Source organism: Cupriavidus sp. CER-90 (assembly GCF_057652055.1).
In genome coordinates this window covers 2283460-2298988 of record NZ_JBYGYM010000001.1, presented here as the reverse complement: position 1 = coordinate 2298988, position 15529 = coordinate 2283460, and the positions used below count along the sequence as shown (strand labels likewise).

Here is a 15529-nt window from a genome sequence, read left to right as displayed (position 1 = left end):
ACATTCTACCGAACCTGGCCCGTGTGGCACCCGGCACGCCCGCTTCCGACCGCGAATTAATGTCCGGCTAACGAACGTCGGCTAGGCTGCCCGTCGTTCTGCCGCCGCCAAACGCCCCACTGGCAAGCCGGTCCGGGACCGGGACCCACGTCCGGTTCCAATGGGGCGAATGTCCCGCGCCGACCGGTTTGGCATTGTCATGCGCTTGGGGCCGCGGCTAGCCAGCTTGGCCACCCTGCCGGCACCCCCATGCAGCCGGCCAGCGGAAACCGAGCGCCCTGATATTCCGGAAATGCCTGGCGAAAAGCATCCATTGTCGATTCAGCTGCTTGAGACCCACCGTCTCACGCCCAATGCCGCGCGCGTTGCGCTGATGGAAATCCTGCTGGCATCGCCACAGCGCCATTTGAATCCCGAACAGCTTTGCGCGGCGATGCTCAGGCGCAATAACGGCCAGTCCATTTCCTCGTTCAAGAAGGCCATTTACGACCTGGCCGATCTGGGGCCGCTGGCGCGCGTGGTGGTTTCGGACAAGAAAAACCGGTCGGTGACGTTTTACGAACTGGCCGACCAGCCGGTTCACCGCCACTTGTATTGCACCCACTGCGCCAGCATGACCGAAGTGTTCGACGCCGCCCTGGAGCAGACCGTACGCCAGCACTTTCTGGCACACGGGCTGATACCCGCCAAGGCCGATCTCGCCCTGCCGGGGCTTTGCGCCGATTGCCAGCCACGTTCCCGGGCGCCCTCCCCGCCGACTAGCGCGGCGCCATGCTGACGGCCCGCCGTGGCCGCACCATGGTGGCCGCCGCACGGATGAGTGGCATCGCATACACTGCGGGCAATTGAAGCTGCCGCCGTGATGTCGATCGCCCGCAGGTGGCTCATCATTGCGTACTGCCACCTTCGACGCCGCACCGGACCATGAAGCGCCAATTCGACGATCTACAACTGGGCAGCATCGAACTGTTCTGCCTGGCGGCCGAACTCAGCAGTTTTACGGCGGCGGCCGTGGCGGCGGGCGTGACCCCGGCGGCGGTCAGCCGCAGTGTGTCGAGGCTGGAAGAGCGGCTCGGTGTCCGGCTGTTCGTGCGCACCACGCGCCAGATCCGGCTGACGGACGAAGGCCGCACCTACTTTGAGGAAACCCGCCAGGCGCTGGCCCAGCTGGTGGATGCCGAGCGGCAGATCAGCGGCCAGCACGCCACGCCCGCCGGCCGGCTGCGTATCAGCCTGCCCACCCCGTACGCGCACTATCGGGTGCTGCCGGTGCTGCCCGAATTCCGCGAACGCTATCCCGAGGTCGACATCGACGTCCATATCAGCAACCGCAATGTGGACTTTGCCGATGATACGTATGACCTGTCCGTGCGCGGCCGTGCGCCCGACGACTCCACGCTGATCGCGCGCAAACTGGAAGATGCGGAAATGGTGGTGGTGGGCACCCCCGCCTACCTGAAACGCCACGGCACCCCGAAAACGCTCGACGATCTGCTGGCGCACGAATGCATTCAGTTCGAACGGCCCAGCAGCGGTCGACGCATCCCTTGGACGTTCCGCCAGGACGGCGAGGATATCGACGTGGTGACCACCGGCGCCATAGCCACATCCGAGGACGCACTGGGCGGCGCCACGCTGGCCCGGGCCGGCGCGGGCCTGTTCCAGACCTATCGCTTTGTCGTCGAGCAGGACCTGCGTGAAGGCTCGCTGGTCCAGGTGCTGCAGGAATATGGGGGCAGCACGCGCCCCTTCGTGCTGCTGTATCCGCACGCGCGCCATGTTTCCCAACGGGTGCGCACATTGGTCGACTTCCTCGTCGACAAGTTCGCCGCATAGGGCCGGCTTCTTTTTTTGCGCGATCGGAATATCACTTGATACATGGCGGAACAAGCCAGGGGTTCGACTGGCCTTATCATTCCTTAATCAAGATTTTTATATAGTCATCCATCTCGTTTAGAGAATAACTGGATGGCGTCTTCCGATCATGCCGAACACCACGACCGCCAACCATGCCTCGCCACAAACCCGACGCGAAGCCGGCGCGGGGAAATCGCTGTACGAAGCCATTGCGGCCGCTCTGGCGCTGGCCGTGGCGATGGGCTTCGGCCGCTTTGCGTTCACCGGCATGTATCCGCTCATGGTTCGAGACGGCACGATGAGCGTGGCGACGGGGTCGCTGGCCGCATCGGCCAATTACGCCGGCTACCTGCTGGGTGCCCTGCTGGCCGCGCGTATCGCACATGCCCAGGCCGGCTTCTGGTCGCGTGTGGCGCTGGCCGGGACGGTCGTGTCGCTGGCGGCGCTGGCCTTGCCCCTGCCCGATCCGCTGCTGATCGTCGTTCGCCTTGTCGCGGGCGTGCTGAGCGCAGTGGCGCTGGTCAGTGCCGCATCGTGGCTGTTGCATGTGCGCGGCCGACACGATGGCGCGCCGCTGATGTTTTCCGGCGTAGGGATCGGCATCGTGGTTTCCGCCGAACTGATCGCCATGGGCAATCTGGCACGGTGGCACAGCCTGGCGCTATGGCTGGGGCTGGCCATCGGCGCATTGATACTGAGCGGGCTGGCATGGCGGGCGCTGGGGCTGCGGGCCCGCACCAACGATGCCCCGTCTGCCACCGCCGCACCACAGGGCACCCTCGGGCCGGCGCCGCTGATCGCCAGCTATGGCCTGGCCGGCTTTGGCTACATCATCACCGCCACCTATCTGCCACTGTTCGTGCGCGACGCGCTGGGGCCGATCGATCCCATCCACGTGTGGGCCGTCTTCGGCCTGGGCGCGGCGCCGTCCTGTTTCCTCTGGCATGCCGTGCATGCGCGGCTGGGCACCCGCCGCGCCATGCAATGGAATCTTGGCGTGCAGGCCGTTGGCGTGGTGCTGCCCGCGCTGAGCCATACGGCGCTGGCCTACCTGGCCAGTGCGGTACTGGTCGGCGGCACCTTCATGGGGACGGTTACCATCGCGGCGCCTGCCGCCCGCCGTCTGGCCCACAAGGTCAGGTTCAACCTGTTTGCCGTGATGACGGCAGCGTATGGCGTGGGCCAGATCGTTGGCCCGCTGGTGTCCTCGGCACTGATGCACGGCGGTACCAATTTCGGGGAACCGCTGGGGCTGGCCGCCACGGCACTGGTGATCGCCGCCGCGCTCTGCGTGCTTTGATCGAAGCCCCCTTGCTTACGCCGAGGCGGCGCCGTGGCAATGCGGCAGCACCGTCCGGGCCAGTTCGGGCGCGCCGCGTTCCACGGCTATGCGCCACTTCCGGTGCCGCTCGCGTTGCGTGTCGGGATCGCGATGGTCTCCGTTCCCTACTTGTTACCGCCGCGCATAACTGTTTGTGTGCCGGTGTCGTTCAATCGCGGGCTTGCCTCACCTACATTTCCAGCCATCGACCACGTCGATTCGATTGGCAGCGATGCCAAGGTCAACCCAAACAATGAGGCAAATCATGAGCACCACGCAAACCACCCCCGCCACGCAAAAGGTCGCCATCGTCACGGGCGCTTCGCAAGGTATCGGCGCCGAGCTGGTCAAGGCCTACCGCCAGCGCGGCTACCGCGTCGTGGCCACGGCGCGCAGCATCCAGCAACCCGATGACGCCAACATCCTGGCCGTGCCGGGCGACATCGCCGATCCCGACACCGCCCGCCGGGTGGTCTCGCAGGCCATCGAGACGTTCGGCCGCGTCGATGCGCTGGTCAACAACGCCGGCATCTTCATTGCCAAGCCGTTCACCAGCTATACGGCCGAAGACTACATCACCAAGACCGGCGTGAACCTGGCCGGCTTCTTCTACATCACGCAACTGGCCATCGCGCAGATGGAAAAGCAGGGCAGCGGCCACGTGGTGAGCATCACCACCAGCCTCGTCGACCATGCCATCCAGGGCGTGCCGTCGGCGCTGGCATCGCTGACCAAGGGCGGCATCAACGCCGCCACCAAGTCCCTGGCCGTGGAATACGCGCGCCGCGGCATCCGCGTGAACGCGGTATCGCCCGGCATCATCAAGTCGCCGATGCACGCACCGGAAACCCATGAAGCCCTTGGCGCGTTGCACCCGATGGGCCATATGGGCGAAATGCGCGATATCGCCGAAGCCGTGCTGTTCCTGGAATCCGCGCCGTTCATCACCGGCGAGATCCTGCACGTTGACGGCGGCCAGAGCGCCGGTCACTAAGCCGTAGCCGCGCTGCCGCCCGATCGCGGCATTCGCGGCCATTCGCGGCACCGGCCCGCCCCTCGGCGGGCCGTTCGCATTATTACAAGGGTAAACCCTGATTCGCGTATCTCATGACTGACGGCGTGCTCTCCTAGACTGGAAGCTTTCGCCACACGAGAACCCGAAGGGAAAACCATGGCCACGATTGAAGTGAAGGTGCCCCAGCTGTCCGAATCCGTCTCGGAAGCCACGCTGCTCCAGTGGAAGAAGAAGCCCGGCGAAGCCGTCCAGCGCGACGAGATCCTCGTGGAACTGGAAACCGACAAGGTCACGCTGGAAGTGCCTTGTCCGGACAACGGCGTCCTGACGCAGATCGTCAAGCCGGACGGCGCCACTGTTCACGCAGACGAAGTGATCGCCGTGGTGGACACCGATGCCAAGGCCACCGCAGCCGCCCCGGCCGCCACGCCGGCGCCGGCACCGGCCCCTGCGCCCGCCCCCGCCGCGGCACCTCCCTCCGCGCCGGCCGCTGCGGCGCCCGCCTCCGCGGCGGCAGCGGCGACAGGCGGCGGCGCCAGCCCTTCGGCCAAGGCCGACTTCGACGTGATCGTGATCGGATCGGGCCCGGGCGGCTATATCGCCGCCATCCGGGCCGCGCAACTGGGCAAGACCGTGGCCTGCATCGAGGAATGGAAGGACGATGCGGGCAAGCCACGCCTGGGCGGCACCTGCCTGAACGTGGGTTGCATCCCCAGCAAGGCGCTGCTGGCGTCGTCCGAACACTTCGAACACGCGCAGCACGGCATGGCCGACCACGGCGTGCAGATCAAGGGCGTGTCGCTGGACCTGCCACAGATGATCCGCCGCAAGGCCGCGATCGTCGACAAGTTCACCGGCGGCGTGGAATTCCTGTTTCGCAAGAACAAGGTCACCTGGATCAAGGGCCACGGCAAGTTCAAGGGCCGCGCGGCCGATGGCGTGGTCACCGTGGAAGCCAGCGACGGCGGCGAGACCAAGCCCTACACGGCCCGCAATGTCATCATCGCCACGGGCTCGAAGGCCCGCCACCTGCCCGGCGTGCCCGTCGATAACAAGATCGTGTCCGACAACGAAGGCGCCCTGTCCTTTGATTCCGTGCCGAAGAAGCTGGCCGTGATCGGCGCGGGCGTGATCGGGCTGGAACTGGGCTCGGTATGGCGTCGCCTGGGAGCCGAAGTGACCATTCTCGAAGCCTTGCCCGCCTTCCTGGGCGCCGTCGACGAGGCCATTGCCAGGGAAGCGGCGAAGGTGTTCAAGAAGCAGGGGCTGACCATCCATCTGGGCGTCAACATCGGCGAGGTGAAAGCCAAGGCCAAGGGCGTGACCATCGCCTACAAGGACCAGTCCGGCGCCGAGCAGAAACTTGAGGCCGATCGCCTGATCGTGTCGATCGGCCGCGTGCCGAACACCGACAACCTGGGCCTGGACGCCGTGGGCCTGTCCGCCGACCCACGCGGCTTCATCCCGGTCGATGACAACTGCCGCACCTCGGTGGCCGGCATCTATGCCATTGGCGACGTGGTGCGTGGCCCGATGCTGGCGCACAAGGCCGAGGACGAAGGCGTGATGGTGGCTGAAGTCATCGACGGCCAGAAGCCGCACATCGACTACAACTGCATTCCGTGGGTAATCTACACCGAGCCAGAAATTGCCTGGGTGGGCAAGACCGAGGCGCAACTGAAGGCCGAAGGCCGCGAATACCGCACCGGCCAGTTCCCGATGCAGGCCAACGGCCGCGCCATGGGCATCGGCCGCCCGGAGGGCTTCATCAAGATGATCGCCGACGCGAAGACCGATGAACTGCTGGGCGTCCACATCATCTCGGCCAATGCGTCGGACCTGATCGCCGAAGGCGTGGTCGCCATGGAGTTCAAGGCCGCCTCCGAAGACATCGGCATGATCTGCCACCCGCACCCGTCGCTGTCCGAGGTCATGCGCGAAGCCGCGCTGGCCGTGCAGAAGCGGGCGTTGAACATGTGAGCGGTGTCTGACCGGGGAAACACCTGCTTCCGCACGCCGTCCAGTGTGCGGAAGCAGCAATCGGCGAACGCCGACATCAGTCGAACTGCCGCGCGCGCTCGCGGGCCATTTCTTCGAAGATCTCCCTGCCTTCGCCCACTTGGCGCCAAAAGCACGCTTGCCAGGCGTCCGTGGCGCCCGCCAGGAACGCCTCCTGCTTGTCCTTGTCGAGCGACTCCCAGTAAGGCTCCCAGTACACGTACCACCAGTACTCGATATTGCCCTGCAAAAACCCGAAGGCCGTTTCCGCCAATTCGGGAAAGGCCACCCAGGGCTCCGGCGGCTGAAGGCCCATCGCAATCACGCGTCGGCACACCTCCACGTCGTTCGTGGAGATTTCCGCGCAAATGCCGTTGAACTCCTCATAGCTATGAAAGATCAGGCGGTTCCCGGCATCCGTGCGCCCTGCGTATGTGTTTTTCCCAATCAGTTCATAACCTTGCGTTACGACTTCACGCAATGCCGGCGCCTTCTCAGGCAGCAGATGCACGCCAGTGCTGACGGCCTCCATTGACCTGTCCCGCAAATCCAGAAACAGCGGATAGGCGCCCAGCGACTGAAAGGCCTCGTCGTCCAGTGGACGGCTGAACATGGCCTGCGCTTCTTCCAGGGAAATGCCGCATATCGCACGATAGGCACGCTGCAAGGATTTTTTCATCTCGCGTCGGGCCCGCGTCTCGGGTCGCATGGGTCTGTGATCGGCGAGCGTTTCAAGGACCTTCCCTATGATCCTGCGGATCTCGCTCATTCGAAACGCCGACATCAGTCGAACTCCCGTGCGCGCTCGCGGGCCATTTCTTCGAAGATCTCCCTGCCTTCACCCACATGGCGCCAGAAACACGCTTGCCAGGCGTCCGTGGCGCCCGCCAGGAACGCCTCCTGTTTGTCCTTGTCGAGCGACTCCCAGTAAGGCTCCCAGTACACGTACCACCAGTACTCGATATTGCCTTGCAAAAACCCGAAGGCCGTTTCCGCCAATTCGGGAAAGGCGACCCAGGGCTCCGGCGGCTGAAGGCCCATCGCAATCACGCGTCGGCACACCTCCACGTCGTTGGTCGATATCCCCGCACAGATCCCATTGAATTGCTCATAGGTATGAAAGATCAAGCGGTCCCCGGCATCCGTACGCCCTGCGTATGTGTTTTTCCCAATCAGGTCATAACCTTGCGTTACGACTTCACGCAATGCCGGCACCTTCTCAGGCAGCAGATGCACGCCCGTGCTAACAGCTTCCATTGACCTGTCCGTCAAATCCAGGAACAGCGGATAGGCGCCCAGCGACTGGAAGGCCTCGTCGTCCAGTGGACGGCTGAACATGGCCTGCGCTTCTTCCAGGGAAATACCGCAGACCGAACGATAGGCGCGCTGCAACGTTCGCTCCACGTCGCGCCGGAGCTCCCGTTGCGCCCGCTTTTCGGGATGCATGGGCAAGAGTTCGCGGAGTATTTCGAGGACCCGCTTCAGTATCTTCTGATTGCGGGTCATTCGAACGCCCTTTGGGCCAAGTGGTCGGCCCCGAAATATCCCATCGCTCCGAAGAGTACACCTCCCACCAGGCCGGTAACGATCACCCCTGGCCCGGTCACCACCCCGCAGGTCACGCCCACTGAGGCACCGAGCTTTGCGCCGGCCACGGCGCCGGCCCATCCCCCTGCCTGTCTCAGCACTTCCTGCGAGATTGGCTTGATCGATTGCAGTTTTACCGATTCCGACGCGGCAACCTTCAGGTCATAGGCGGTGAAGAATATCCCGACGACCTGAATCACCCGCCCCACCCGTACGTAGCCCCGCGCCTGAGGAAGCGTCTGCGGATTGAATATCGCGCTGGCCGGAACTGGCTTGCCGTTGAGCAGAACTTCACGGTCTATCCTCGCCCAATCCTTCGCCTCCAGCGTCTTTGTCCTCGTGTGCGGATACTTCAGGAGGTGGCGGTCCAGATCCCGTTGAATGGCGTCCTGCGAAACGATTCTTGCGCCCGCACGAAGCGCCTTTTCAATATCGACGTACGTGACCCTTCCGTCGAGTCGGGGCGAACCACTTGGGAAAAAATCGGTCGCGGACATGTACTGGGAAAACTTGTTGCCCTTGACATGCCCCGCAATAGAAATGTTCGAGTCTGGTGCCCGATAGTTGATGCCCTTGAGTTCGGGAAACATTTCATCTTCCAGGACATCCAGGGGCAACTTGGCTTGCCTCAAGGTCGTCTCATCCAGCACCTCATAAACCTTCCTGACCAGGAAGCCGTTCTCGCCGACCTCTTCCACCACCGCATAGAAAAACGCTCGCGCCGGCATCAACGGGGCTTCGAGCTCGACCCGGGACCCCTCTCGCGCGTTGGTCGCTACGTTGTACGTGGTCATGTCAGCGCCGCTCCCACTTCCAGTGCTCTAGCGCCAGCGGGCCAAAAAAGACGGACAGTGTCTGCGGCCCGTCTGTCGCGATCCTGGGGCAAAAGCCGGCCTCGTCGGTGACGCCTTGCCAGGAATTGCCTTGCGGGTCGGATATGAAGTACGGCACGCCGGGCATGGGGGCGCCATCCTCGTCGATGCAGCGGATCTGCTCGTCATGGGCGGCCGGCGGAGGATTCGATTCACTTCCGGCGTTCTCGGCAAGGGTCTCGGCAAGGCTTGCTGCAGCGCCAGCAGGCTGGGCGACGCCAGCTGCCGGTGCACTGCCCGTACTGACCTCAAGCGTGAAATCCGATTGCGATGGAATGACAAGCGGTGGCTTCGCGCAGCCGCAATAGACCCGCGCGCCGCTGACAAGCAGTTGCCTGCCCATCAGGTCGAAATTGGGTCGGCAATCGTTGAAGACCTTGCCCGTGCCCTTGCAAGCCGGACATGTCGCGATGTCGCCTTCGACCCCAACAGGCTGGCCGTGATGCGTCATCATCCCGGCCCCCGATGCACAGAGCATCCCGCCGGTAGTTGTCTTGTCGCCGTTCTTCAGTGCGTATCGGATATCTGGCATGCTGGCCCCTCATGGAAGTGAGCGGCCATTCTGTTCAGCACGGGATATGTCGGTAAATCGTCGAATCCTTGAACTACGCGCTTCGATGCAAGGCGCGGCGGCATGGAAGGGCTGAGCTCTGCCGGCGGCGTGTGCCGGTCAGGCCGACTGTCGGCTGACATCGCGGCAGACATGGCGGCCTAGCAGGTACGTCAACATCTCGCGGCTGACGGGCTTGGCCAGCACCATGTCGATGCCCGCGGCACGGCACTCGCGGCGCGTCTTGCTGTCGGCTGTCGCCGTCACCGCGATGATCGGCAGGCGACGGTCGCCCGCCCGCTCGGCACGACGAATCGCCCGCGCCAGTCCAAGGCCACTCATGCCCGGCAGGCCGACATCGGTCAACAGCAAGTCCGCGCCGCGCTGCAGCGCAGCCAAGGCATCATGGCCGTCCTCGCAGGCCACGACCTCGCATCCGCCAATGGCTCGCAACTGCCCGACAAGCACCAGCAGGCATACGGGATTGTCTTCGGCGACGACGATGCGTGGCAACGTCTGACGGGCTGCCGGGCGTGCGGCAGTCGATGCAGGAGTCGCGGTATTGGGCACGGTCGTGGCGGGTCGAAAATGCGATGACCTATTGTCAACGCGTTTGCCGCCGCGCAGGTTGCTGAAATTTCCGCAATACCATGCAGAAGCGTCTGAAATTGATCACTCCACCCGGTTTATCAGGGTCTCTTCCCAAGACCACCGTCGCAGATTGTCCAGGAAGATATCGACCACGCGCGCGGCATTGCCATCCGAAAAGCCCGCGCTGTGCGGCGTGGCAATGACGTTGGGCAGCGACCAGATTGGCGATGACGCCGCCAGCGGCTCATGGGCGAACACGTCCAGGTACGCGCCGCCCAGTCTTTCGGCGCGCAAGGCATCGATCAGTGCCAGTTCGTCGACCACCTCACCGCGCGCCACGTTCACCAGCCGCGCCCCGGCCGGCAACCGCTGCAAGGCGGCGCGATCGACCAGCCCCCGCGTGCGATCGGTCAACGGACAAGCCAGGATCAGCCAGTCGGTATCCGGCAGGACGGCGTCGAACTGCTCGAACGTGACCGCCCGGAATCCGGCCTCCATCGCCGCGGCACGCTGTCTGACCACCGTCACCGCCAGGCCCAGCACGCGCAGCACCGCGCCGATCTGCTGCCCGATCGGGCCCCACCCAACGATAGTGGCGCGCTGGCCCTGCAGGTCCCGTGGCAGCCCGCTGCCGATCAGCGGCGCCCAGCGCGACGCCCGTTGCGCGTCAATGAGTTGCGGCAGATGGCGCGCCAGCGCCAGCAGGCCGGCCAGCGCCGTCTGGGCCACGACGCCCGCGTTGGCACCCGACGACGTGGTGACCGTCACGCCGCGCTGGCGCAGCTGTCCAAAGATCGCGCGATCCGCGCCCGCCGAATGCGTATGGGTCCAGCGCAGCGACGGTGCGTCAAGCATCGCCGTATAGAACCGCTGCGTGGCGGGCAGGATCTCGTGCTTGGTCGATAGCCCGGTCACATCGCGCGACACAAAGGCCACGTCGGCGTCCACGGCGCGCGGTTCGTCCACCTCGGGCACGACCACCGCCTGCCACGGCACCCCGGCCGCCGCCATGGTCTTGTCGATGGCCGCGCGGTGCGACTGCAAGGCAGCAGCGGACAGCAGGATACGCAGGGTCTCGGCTGACATGGCGCGGCTCAATCCACCGTGGCGCCGGAGGCTTTCACCACGGCCTTCCACTTGACGTATTCCTTGCGCGTAAAGTCGCCGAACTGCTTCGGCGACCCGCCCACCGGATCTGCGCCTTCACGGACCATCTGCGCCTGCAGCGACGGCAGCGCCTCGTTGACGGCCTGGTTGACCTTGGCAATCACGTCCTGCGGCGTGCCCTTGGGCGCGAAGAAGCCGAACCAGGAACCGGCTTCGAAGCCCGGGAAGCCCTTTTCAGCGACCGTGGGCAGGTCGGGCAGCGAACGTGACCGTTTGGCGCTCGACACCGCCAGTGCGCGCAGCTTGCCGGCCTGAATATGGGGCATCACCGAAGGGATGGTCGCGAACATGAACTGCACGCGCCCCGACAGCAGGTCGTTCAGCGCATCGGCGCCCTTGTACGGAATATGCGTGGCCTGCGTGCCGATCCGCTCGGTCAGCATGAAACCCGACAGGTGCGACGACGTGCCTACGCCCGTGGAGCTGTAGTTCAGCTTGCCCGGGTTCGCCTTGGCGTACGCCACGAATTCCTCGAACGACTTCACCGGCAGCGACGGATGCACCACCAGCACATTGGGCACGTCCGCGATCTGCACAACCGGCACCAGATCGGTCAGCGGATCGTAGTTGAGCTTCTTGTACAGCGTCTGGTTGATCGAGATCGGGCCGACCGAGTTGACCAGCATCGTGTAGCCGTCGGCGGGCGACCGCACCACGAATTCGGTGCCGATGTTGCCGCCGGCGCCGGGCCGATTGTCCACCACGAACGATTGCTTGAAGCGTTGGGCCAGCTGCTGGCTGACGGCGCGTGCCAGCATGTCGGTAGTGCCGCCCGCCGTGAAGGCCACCACCACGCGCACCGGCCTGGTGGGATAGTCGTCGGCGCGGGCCGGGGCGGCCAGCACCAGGCCGGCTGTCAGGGCGCAGCCCAGCAGCCTGGCGGCGGCATTGTTCCAGCGGGTATTCCGGGGCGTTGTGCGGTGCATGCGATGTCTCCGTTCCAGTCGTTGTCGTTGTCGTTGTCGTTGTGTGTCTTGGATGCTTCGGTGTCGTTAGCCGAAGTCTTGTCGCCGGGCCGGATTCGCCGCCGGCACGCGGGGGACAGCGTGGCATCGCGGGCGCGCGGCATCACCGCCAGCGCACGCAACGCGCCCGGCTGAAGCGAAGGGTCGATGCCGTCCGCCCGTCAGTCCCGGAAACCCGGGTCCAGCCGGTCGAGCTTGCGCAGCAGCGCCGGCCATTCCATCAGGCCGTAGGGACGGCGCGTGCCGGGCTGATAGTTGTTCCAGGTCTCCTCCAGCACCTCGGGCGATACCTGCTGCAGTGGCGTATTGCACGACATGGCCGCCACCTGCGAGCGGCAGGCCAGTTCGAGCCGGTGCATCCAGTTGAAGGCCTCGCCTACCGAATTGCCCACGGTCAGCGCGCCATGGTTGCGCAGGATCAGCGCCTCGCCACGGCCCAGGTCCGCAATCAGGGATGCCTGCTCGGCGGTGTCCAGCACCACGCCCTGGTAGTCGTGATAGCCGATCTTCAGGAAGCGCATGGCGGTCTGGGTGATCGGCAGCAGCCCGCATTCCAGCGACGACACGGCCATCGATGCCCAGCTATGCGTGTGGATCACGCAGGCCACCTCGGGGCGTGCGTGGTGCACGGCGCTGTGGATCACGTAGCCGGCCTTGTTCACGCCATAGTTCAGCGGGCCGAAGTCGGGCGCCGACAGGATCTTGCCGGCGTGATCCACCTTGATCAGGCATGACGCCGTGATCTCTTCGTACATCATGCCGTACGGGTTGATCAGGAAGGCGTCTTCCTCGTCCGGCACGCGCACCGAGATATGGTTGGCCATCATGTCGGCCATGCCATACAGCTCCACCAGCCGGTAGCAGGCGGCCAGGTCCACGCGTGCCTGCCATTCGGCCTCGCTGCACTGGCCTCGCATCGACGGGATGCTCAGCACACCGGGTTTCGTCATGACGTGTCTCCTTGGTGGTTTCGGTATCTGTATGCAGTGGATGCGGTTCAGTCCGATCCCAGCGCAAGATCGCTGGGCCGGCGTCTTTCGATATGGAACTTGAGCAGCGCCGCGCTGCGGAAGATGCCGTGCGCGAACTTGCCATAGGGCAAGGTCAGGAACAGCGCCATCACAATGCCCAGGTGGACGGCCAGCAAGGCGGCCATGGCACCGGTGTCGCGGAACGCCAGCAGCGCCAGACCGCTTGCGCTGGTCAGGAACAGCAGCGCGATGAAGCCACGGTCCATCGGCTTCTGCTTCGTGTCCATCGTGCGCTCGTCGCGCTTCAGGTTCAGCCACAGCAGGCCGGCCGGCCCGACCAGCAGGCCGATGCCGCCAGCGATGCCCAGCAGCACCGGCAGGCTCGTGACCGGATACGGCGCGTGCAGGTCCAGCAGATAGTGGTACAGCGTGGCCACGGCAGTCGCCGCAAAGCACAGCATGAAGCCGTAGAACGTGAAGTGATGGAAGCGGCGGCGCAGCAGCGTGAATGCGTCGTCGTCATTGTTGCAGCCCTGCCCGTGCCCGCCATCCAGGTACTTCAGCTTCAGCGCATCGTGTACCGCGCCGCCCGTGGCGGCCCCACGCGCGTCGCCGCTGCGCGTGCCCGGCGTGACCTTGCGCCAGAACCGCGTCACGCCGATACCCAGCGCCCCGCAGGCAAACAGGAACACCACGCCGAACATGGCCGCCAGCAGGTTGTGCGGGAAGATCGCGTAGAAGTTGCCGGCCAGCGGTGCATGCCAGAGCGTGCCGCGCATCGCCAGCACCATCAGCAGGAACAGCGCCAGGCCGCCGGCCAGTGCCAGCGCCATCGTCACGCCGGCGCGCCGGTACAGGCCGCCCAGCGCGGCCGGAAACGCGTAGTCGCCATAGGTCTGCACGCGGACCTTGGCCATCGCCTGCGGAATGTTGACGGCAAACTCATGCGGCGGCGCGTACTGGCACGCGTGATAGCAGGCGCCGCAGTTGTGGCACAGGTTGGCCAGGTAGTGGATATCCGCCTTGGGAAATTCCAGCCGGCGCGTCATCGCCGGGAAGACCGCGCAGAACCCTTCGCAGTAGCGGCAGGCATTGCAGATCTGCAGGGTACGGGCCACTTCGGCCTCGTCGCCGGTCAGGGGCAGCGCACCGTTGGCCAGCGCCGCCGCCTCGCGCGTCAGCGCTTCAAGATGTTGCATGTTCCTCTTCCCGTGATGCCTGAGTTGCCGCGCCTGCGTGGCGGGCCGTGTTCGCCGCCCTGGCGGCCTGGGTGCCGGCGATACGGCCGAATGCCGTGCCGATGGCCATGCCTACGCCGGCCGTATAGCCCTTGCCCAGCACGTTGCCGGCCATCATCTCGCCCGCCACGAACAGGTTCTGGCTGGGCTTGCCGCCAAAATGCACGGCCGCTTCCTGGTTCACCTTGAGCCCCAGATAGGTGAAGGTGATGCCGGGACGCAGCGCATAGCCGAAGAATGGCGCGGTGTCGATGGGCCGGGCCCAGTGCGTCTTGGCCGGGGTCACGCCTTCGGTGTGGCAATCGTCCAGCGTCGTATGGTCGAACTTGCCTACGCGGCAAGCGGCGTTGTAGTCGTTGATGGTGCGCATGAAGGTGGCTTCGTCCAGCCCCAGCTTGCGCGCCAGTTCGGGCAGCGTATCGGCCTTCACGCCCGGGAATACCGGCGGCATGAAGCGCCCCACGGCCTTGGCGTCGATGATCGAGTAGCCGATCTGCTGCGGCTGTTGCGCCACCAGTCGGCCCCAGATCGCGTAACGCTTGGGCCAGAAGTCCTCGCCCTCGTCATAGAAGCGCTCGGCATTGGCATTCAGCACCACGCCCAGCGACACGCAGTCGATCCGCGTGCAGATGCCGCCGTCATAAAGCGGCGCGCGGGCGTCGATGGCCACGCAGTGCGACTGCGACGGATCGCCGATGGCGTCTGCGCCCTGGGCGATCATGTGCTTGAGCAACACGCCCATGTTGAAGCGGGTGCCGCGTATCAGGAAGTTGTCCGCGGGCCATTCGCCGCGCTCGTTCTGGCCCCAGGCCTCGCGCAGCCATTCGCGGTTCGATTCGAAGCCGCCGGCCGCCAGCACGCAGGCGCGGGCCTCGATACGCTCGCTGCCGATACGCGCGGCCACAAAGCGGCTACCGTCGAGTTCGATCGCATCGACCGGCGCGTTGTAGCGGATCTGCACGCCCAGCCGTTCGGCGCTGCGGTAGTACGCATTGACCAGCGCCTTGCCGCCGCCCATGAAAAACGCGTTGGTGCGCGCCACGTGCAGGGCGCCCGACAGCGGCGGCTGGAAGTGCACGCCGTGGCTGCGCATCCAGTCGCGGCAGGTCGACGACGCACGGATGGCCAGCCGGGCCAGCGTCTCGTCAGTCAGGCCACCAGTGACCTTGAGCAGGTCCTGCCAGTATTCCTCTTCGGGATAGGCGTCGACCAGCACGTCCTGCGGCGCGTCGTGCATGCAGCGCAGGTTGCGCGTGTGGGATGAATTGCCGCCGCGCCATTCGCGTGGCGCGGCTTCCAGCAGCATGACGCTGGCGCCGGCCTCGCGGGCCATCAGTGCGGCGCAGAGGGCGGCGTTGCCGCCCCCGATTACCAGGACGTCGATCATGCGCGGACGC

The 15529-nt window shown here is 65.3% G+C and carries 15 protein-coding genes and 1 pseudogene; 6 read left to right on the top strand and 10 right to left on the bottom strand.

Features of this window, described 5'->3' with window-relative positions; all coding sequences use genetic code 11:
* The first annotated feature begins 169 nt into the window (after positions 1 to 169).
* From AC24R4_RS10125 to lpdA, 6 genes and pseudogenes are all read left to right on the top strand, one after another.
* On the top strand, positions 170 to 778 hold the full coding sequence (locus AC24R4_RS10125; RefSeq protein ID WP_487522897.1) for a Fur family transcriptional regulator: 609 nt from the start codon (positions 170 to 172) through the stop codon (positions 776 to 778).
* A gap of 146 nt (positions 779 to 924) precedes the next feature.
* The gene (locus AC24R4_RS10120; RefSeq protein ID WP_487522896.1) at positions 925 to 1836 is read left to right on the top strand and encodes a substrate binding domain-containing protein; all 912 of its coding nucleotides are present in this window, start codon (positions 925 to 927) and stop codon (positions 1834 to 1836) included.
* 148 nt (positions 1837 to 1984) lie between these two features.
* A complete protein-coding gene (locus tag AC24R4_RS10115; protein WP_487522895.1) occupies positions 1985 to 3157 on the top strand; it encodes a YbfB/YjiJ family MFS transporter in 1173 nt (390 codons plus the stop codon).
* Between the two features lie 286 nt (positions 3158 to 3443).
* Entirely contained in the window at positions 3444 to 4172 is a 729-nt protein-coding gene (locus AC24R4_RS10110; RefSeq protein ID WP_487522894.1) for an SDR family NAD(P)-dependent oxidoreductase, read from the top strand.
* Positions 4173 to 4349: 177 nt separating this feature from the next.
* Positions 4350 to 4565, top strand: a pseudogene (locus tag AC24R4_RS10105) (biotin/lipoyl-containing protein); the annotation flags it as partial.
* A 192-nt stretch (positions 4566 to 4757) separates the two neighbouring features.
* The gene (lpdA, locus tag AC24R4_RS10100; RefSeq protein WP_400396258.1) at positions 4758 to 6173 is read left to right on the top strand and encodes a dihydrolipoyl dehydrogenase; all 1416 of its coding nucleotides are present in this window, start codon (positions 4758 to 4760) and stop codon (positions 6171 to 6173) included.
* Positions 6174 to 6249: 76 nt separating this feature from the next.
* On the opposite strand, the gene AC24R4_RS10095 is transcribed toward lpdA, so the two are convergent.
* The 10 genes from AC24R4_RS10095 to tcuA form a co-directional block, all read right to left on the bottom strand.
* The gene (locus tag AC24R4_RS10095) at positions 6250 to 6960 is read right to left on the bottom strand and encodes a hypothetical protein (RefSeq protein WP_487522893.1); all 711 of its coding nucleotides are present in this window, start codon (positions 6958 to 6960) and stop codon (positions 6250 to 6252) included.
* Between the two features lie 14 nt (positions 6961 to 6974).
* Complete coding sequence (locus AC24R4_RS10090) at positions 6975 to 7697, bottom strand: hypothetical protein (RefSeq protein ID WP_487522892.1); 723 nt, start codon at positions 7695 to 7697, stop codon at positions 6975 to 6977.
* Complete coding sequence (locus AC24R4_RS10085; protein ID WP_487522891.1) at positions 7694 to 8572, bottom strand: glycine zipper family protein; 879 nt, start codon at positions 8570 to 8572, stop codon at positions 7694 to 7696. Before AC24R4_RS10085 ends, AC24R4_RS10090 begins: the two co-directional genes overlap by 4 nt.
* Before the next feature lies 1 nt (position 8573).
* The gene (locus AC24R4_RS10080) at positions 8574 to 9182 is read right to left on the bottom strand and encodes a PAAR domain-containing protein (RefSeq protein ID WP_487522890.1); all 609 of its coding nucleotides are present in this window, start codon (positions 9180 to 9182) and stop codon (positions 8574 to 8576) included.
* A gap of 138 nt (positions 9183 to 9320) precedes the next feature.
* Positions 9321 to 9770, bottom strand: a complete 450-nt coding sequence (locus tag AC24R4_RS10075; RefSeq protein WP_487522889.1) for a response regulator — start codon at positions 9768 to 9770, stop codon at positions 9321 to 9323.
* A 102-nt stretch (positions 9771 to 9872) separates the two neighbouring features.
* The gene (locus AC24R4_RS10070; protein ID WP_487522888.1) at positions 9873 to 10877 is read right to left on the bottom strand and encodes a D-2-hydroxyacid dehydrogenase; all 1005 of its coding nucleotides are present in this window, start codon (positions 10875 to 10877) and stop codon (positions 9873 to 9875) included.
* An 8-nt stretch (positions 10878 to 10885) separates the two neighbouring features.
* Positions 10886 to 11884: a Bug family tripartite tricarboxylate transporter substrate binding protein gene (locus tag AC24R4_RS10065; protein WP_487522887.1), complete on the bottom strand. Its 999-nt coding sequence runs from the start codon at positions 11882 to 11884 to the stop codon at positions 10886 to 10888.
* Positions 11885 to 12084: 200 nt separating this feature from the next.
* Positions 12085 to 12873, bottom strand: a complete 789-nt coding sequence (locus AC24R4_RS10060; RefSeq protein ID WP_400395732.1) for a class II aldolase/adducin family protein — start codon at positions 12871 to 12873, stop codon at positions 12085 to 12087.
* 47 nt (positions 12874 to 12920) lie between these two features.
* Entirely contained in the window at positions 12921 to 14093 is a 1173-nt protein-coding gene (gene tcuB / locus AC24R4_RS10055) for a tricarballylate utilization 4Fe-4S protein TcuB (protein WP_400395730.1), read from the bottom strand.
* Positions 14080 to 15519 carry an FAD-dependent tricarballylate dehydrogenase TcuA gene (gene tcuA, locus AC24R4_RS10050; protein WP_400395728.1) on the bottom strand — a complete coding sequence of 480 codons (1440 nt, stop codon included), beginning with the start codon at positions 15517 to 15519 and terminating at the stop codon, positions 14080 to 14082. Before tcuA ends, tcuB begins: the two co-directional genes overlap by 14 nt.
* Positions 15520 to 15529 lie beyond the last annotated feature (10 nt).

Excerpts from the sequence above, each read along its gene's own strand:
- AC24R4_RS10125 (WP_487522897.1), top strand. The coding sequence starts at position 170 with ATGTCCCGCGCCGACCGGTTTGGCATTGTCATGCGCTTGGGGCCGCGG.
- AC24R4_RS10120 (WP_487522896.1), top strand. The coding sequence starts at position 925 with ATGAAGCGCCAATTCGACGATCTACAACTGGGCAGCATCGAACTGTTC.
- AC24R4_RS10115 (WP_487522895.1), top strand. The coding sequence starts at position 1,985 with ATGCCGAACACCACGACCGCCAACCATGCCTCGCCACAAACCCGACGC.
- AC24R4_RS10110 (WP_487522894.1), top strand. The coding sequence starts at position 3,444 with ATGAGCACCACGCAAACCACCCCCGCCACGCAAAAGGTCGCCATCGTC.
- AC24R4_RS10095 (WP_487522893.1), bottom strand. The coding sequence starts at position 6,960 with ATGAGCGAGATCCGCAGGATCATAGGGAAGGTCCTTGAAACGCTCGCC.
- AC24R4_RS10090 (WP_487522892.1), bottom strand. The coding sequence starts at position 7,697 with ATGACCCGCAATCAGAAGATACTGAAGCGGGTCCTCGAAATACTCCGC.
- AC24R4_RS10085 (WP_487522891.1), bottom strand. The coding sequence starts at position 8,572 with ATGACCACGTACAACGTAGCGACCAACGCGCGAGAGGGGTCCCGGGTC.
- AC24R4_RS10080 (WP_487522890.1), bottom strand. The coding sequence starts at position 9,182 with ATGCCAGATATCCGATACGCACTGAAGAACGGCGACAAGACAACTACC.
- AC24R4_RS10070 (WP_487522888.1), bottom strand. The coding sequence starts at position 10,877 with ATGTCAGCCGAGACCCTGCGTATCCTGCTGTCCGCTGCTGCCTTGCAG.
- AC24R4_RS10065 (WP_487522887.1), bottom strand. The coding sequence starts at position 11,884 with ATGCACCGCACAACGCCCCGGAATACCCGCTGGAACAATGCCGCCGCC.
- AC24R4_RS10060 (WP_400395732.1), bottom strand. The coding sequence starts at position 12,873 with ATGACGAAACCCGGTGTGCTGAGCATCCCGTCGATGCGAGGCCAGTGC.
- tcuB (WP_400395730.1), bottom strand. The coding sequence starts at position 14,093 with ATGCAACATCTTGAAGCGCTGACGCGCGAGGCGGCGGCGCTGGCCAAC.
- tcuA (WP_400395728.1), bottom strand. The coding sequence starts at position 15,519 with ATGATCGACGTCCTGGTAATCGGGGGCGGCAACGCCGCCCTCTGCGCC.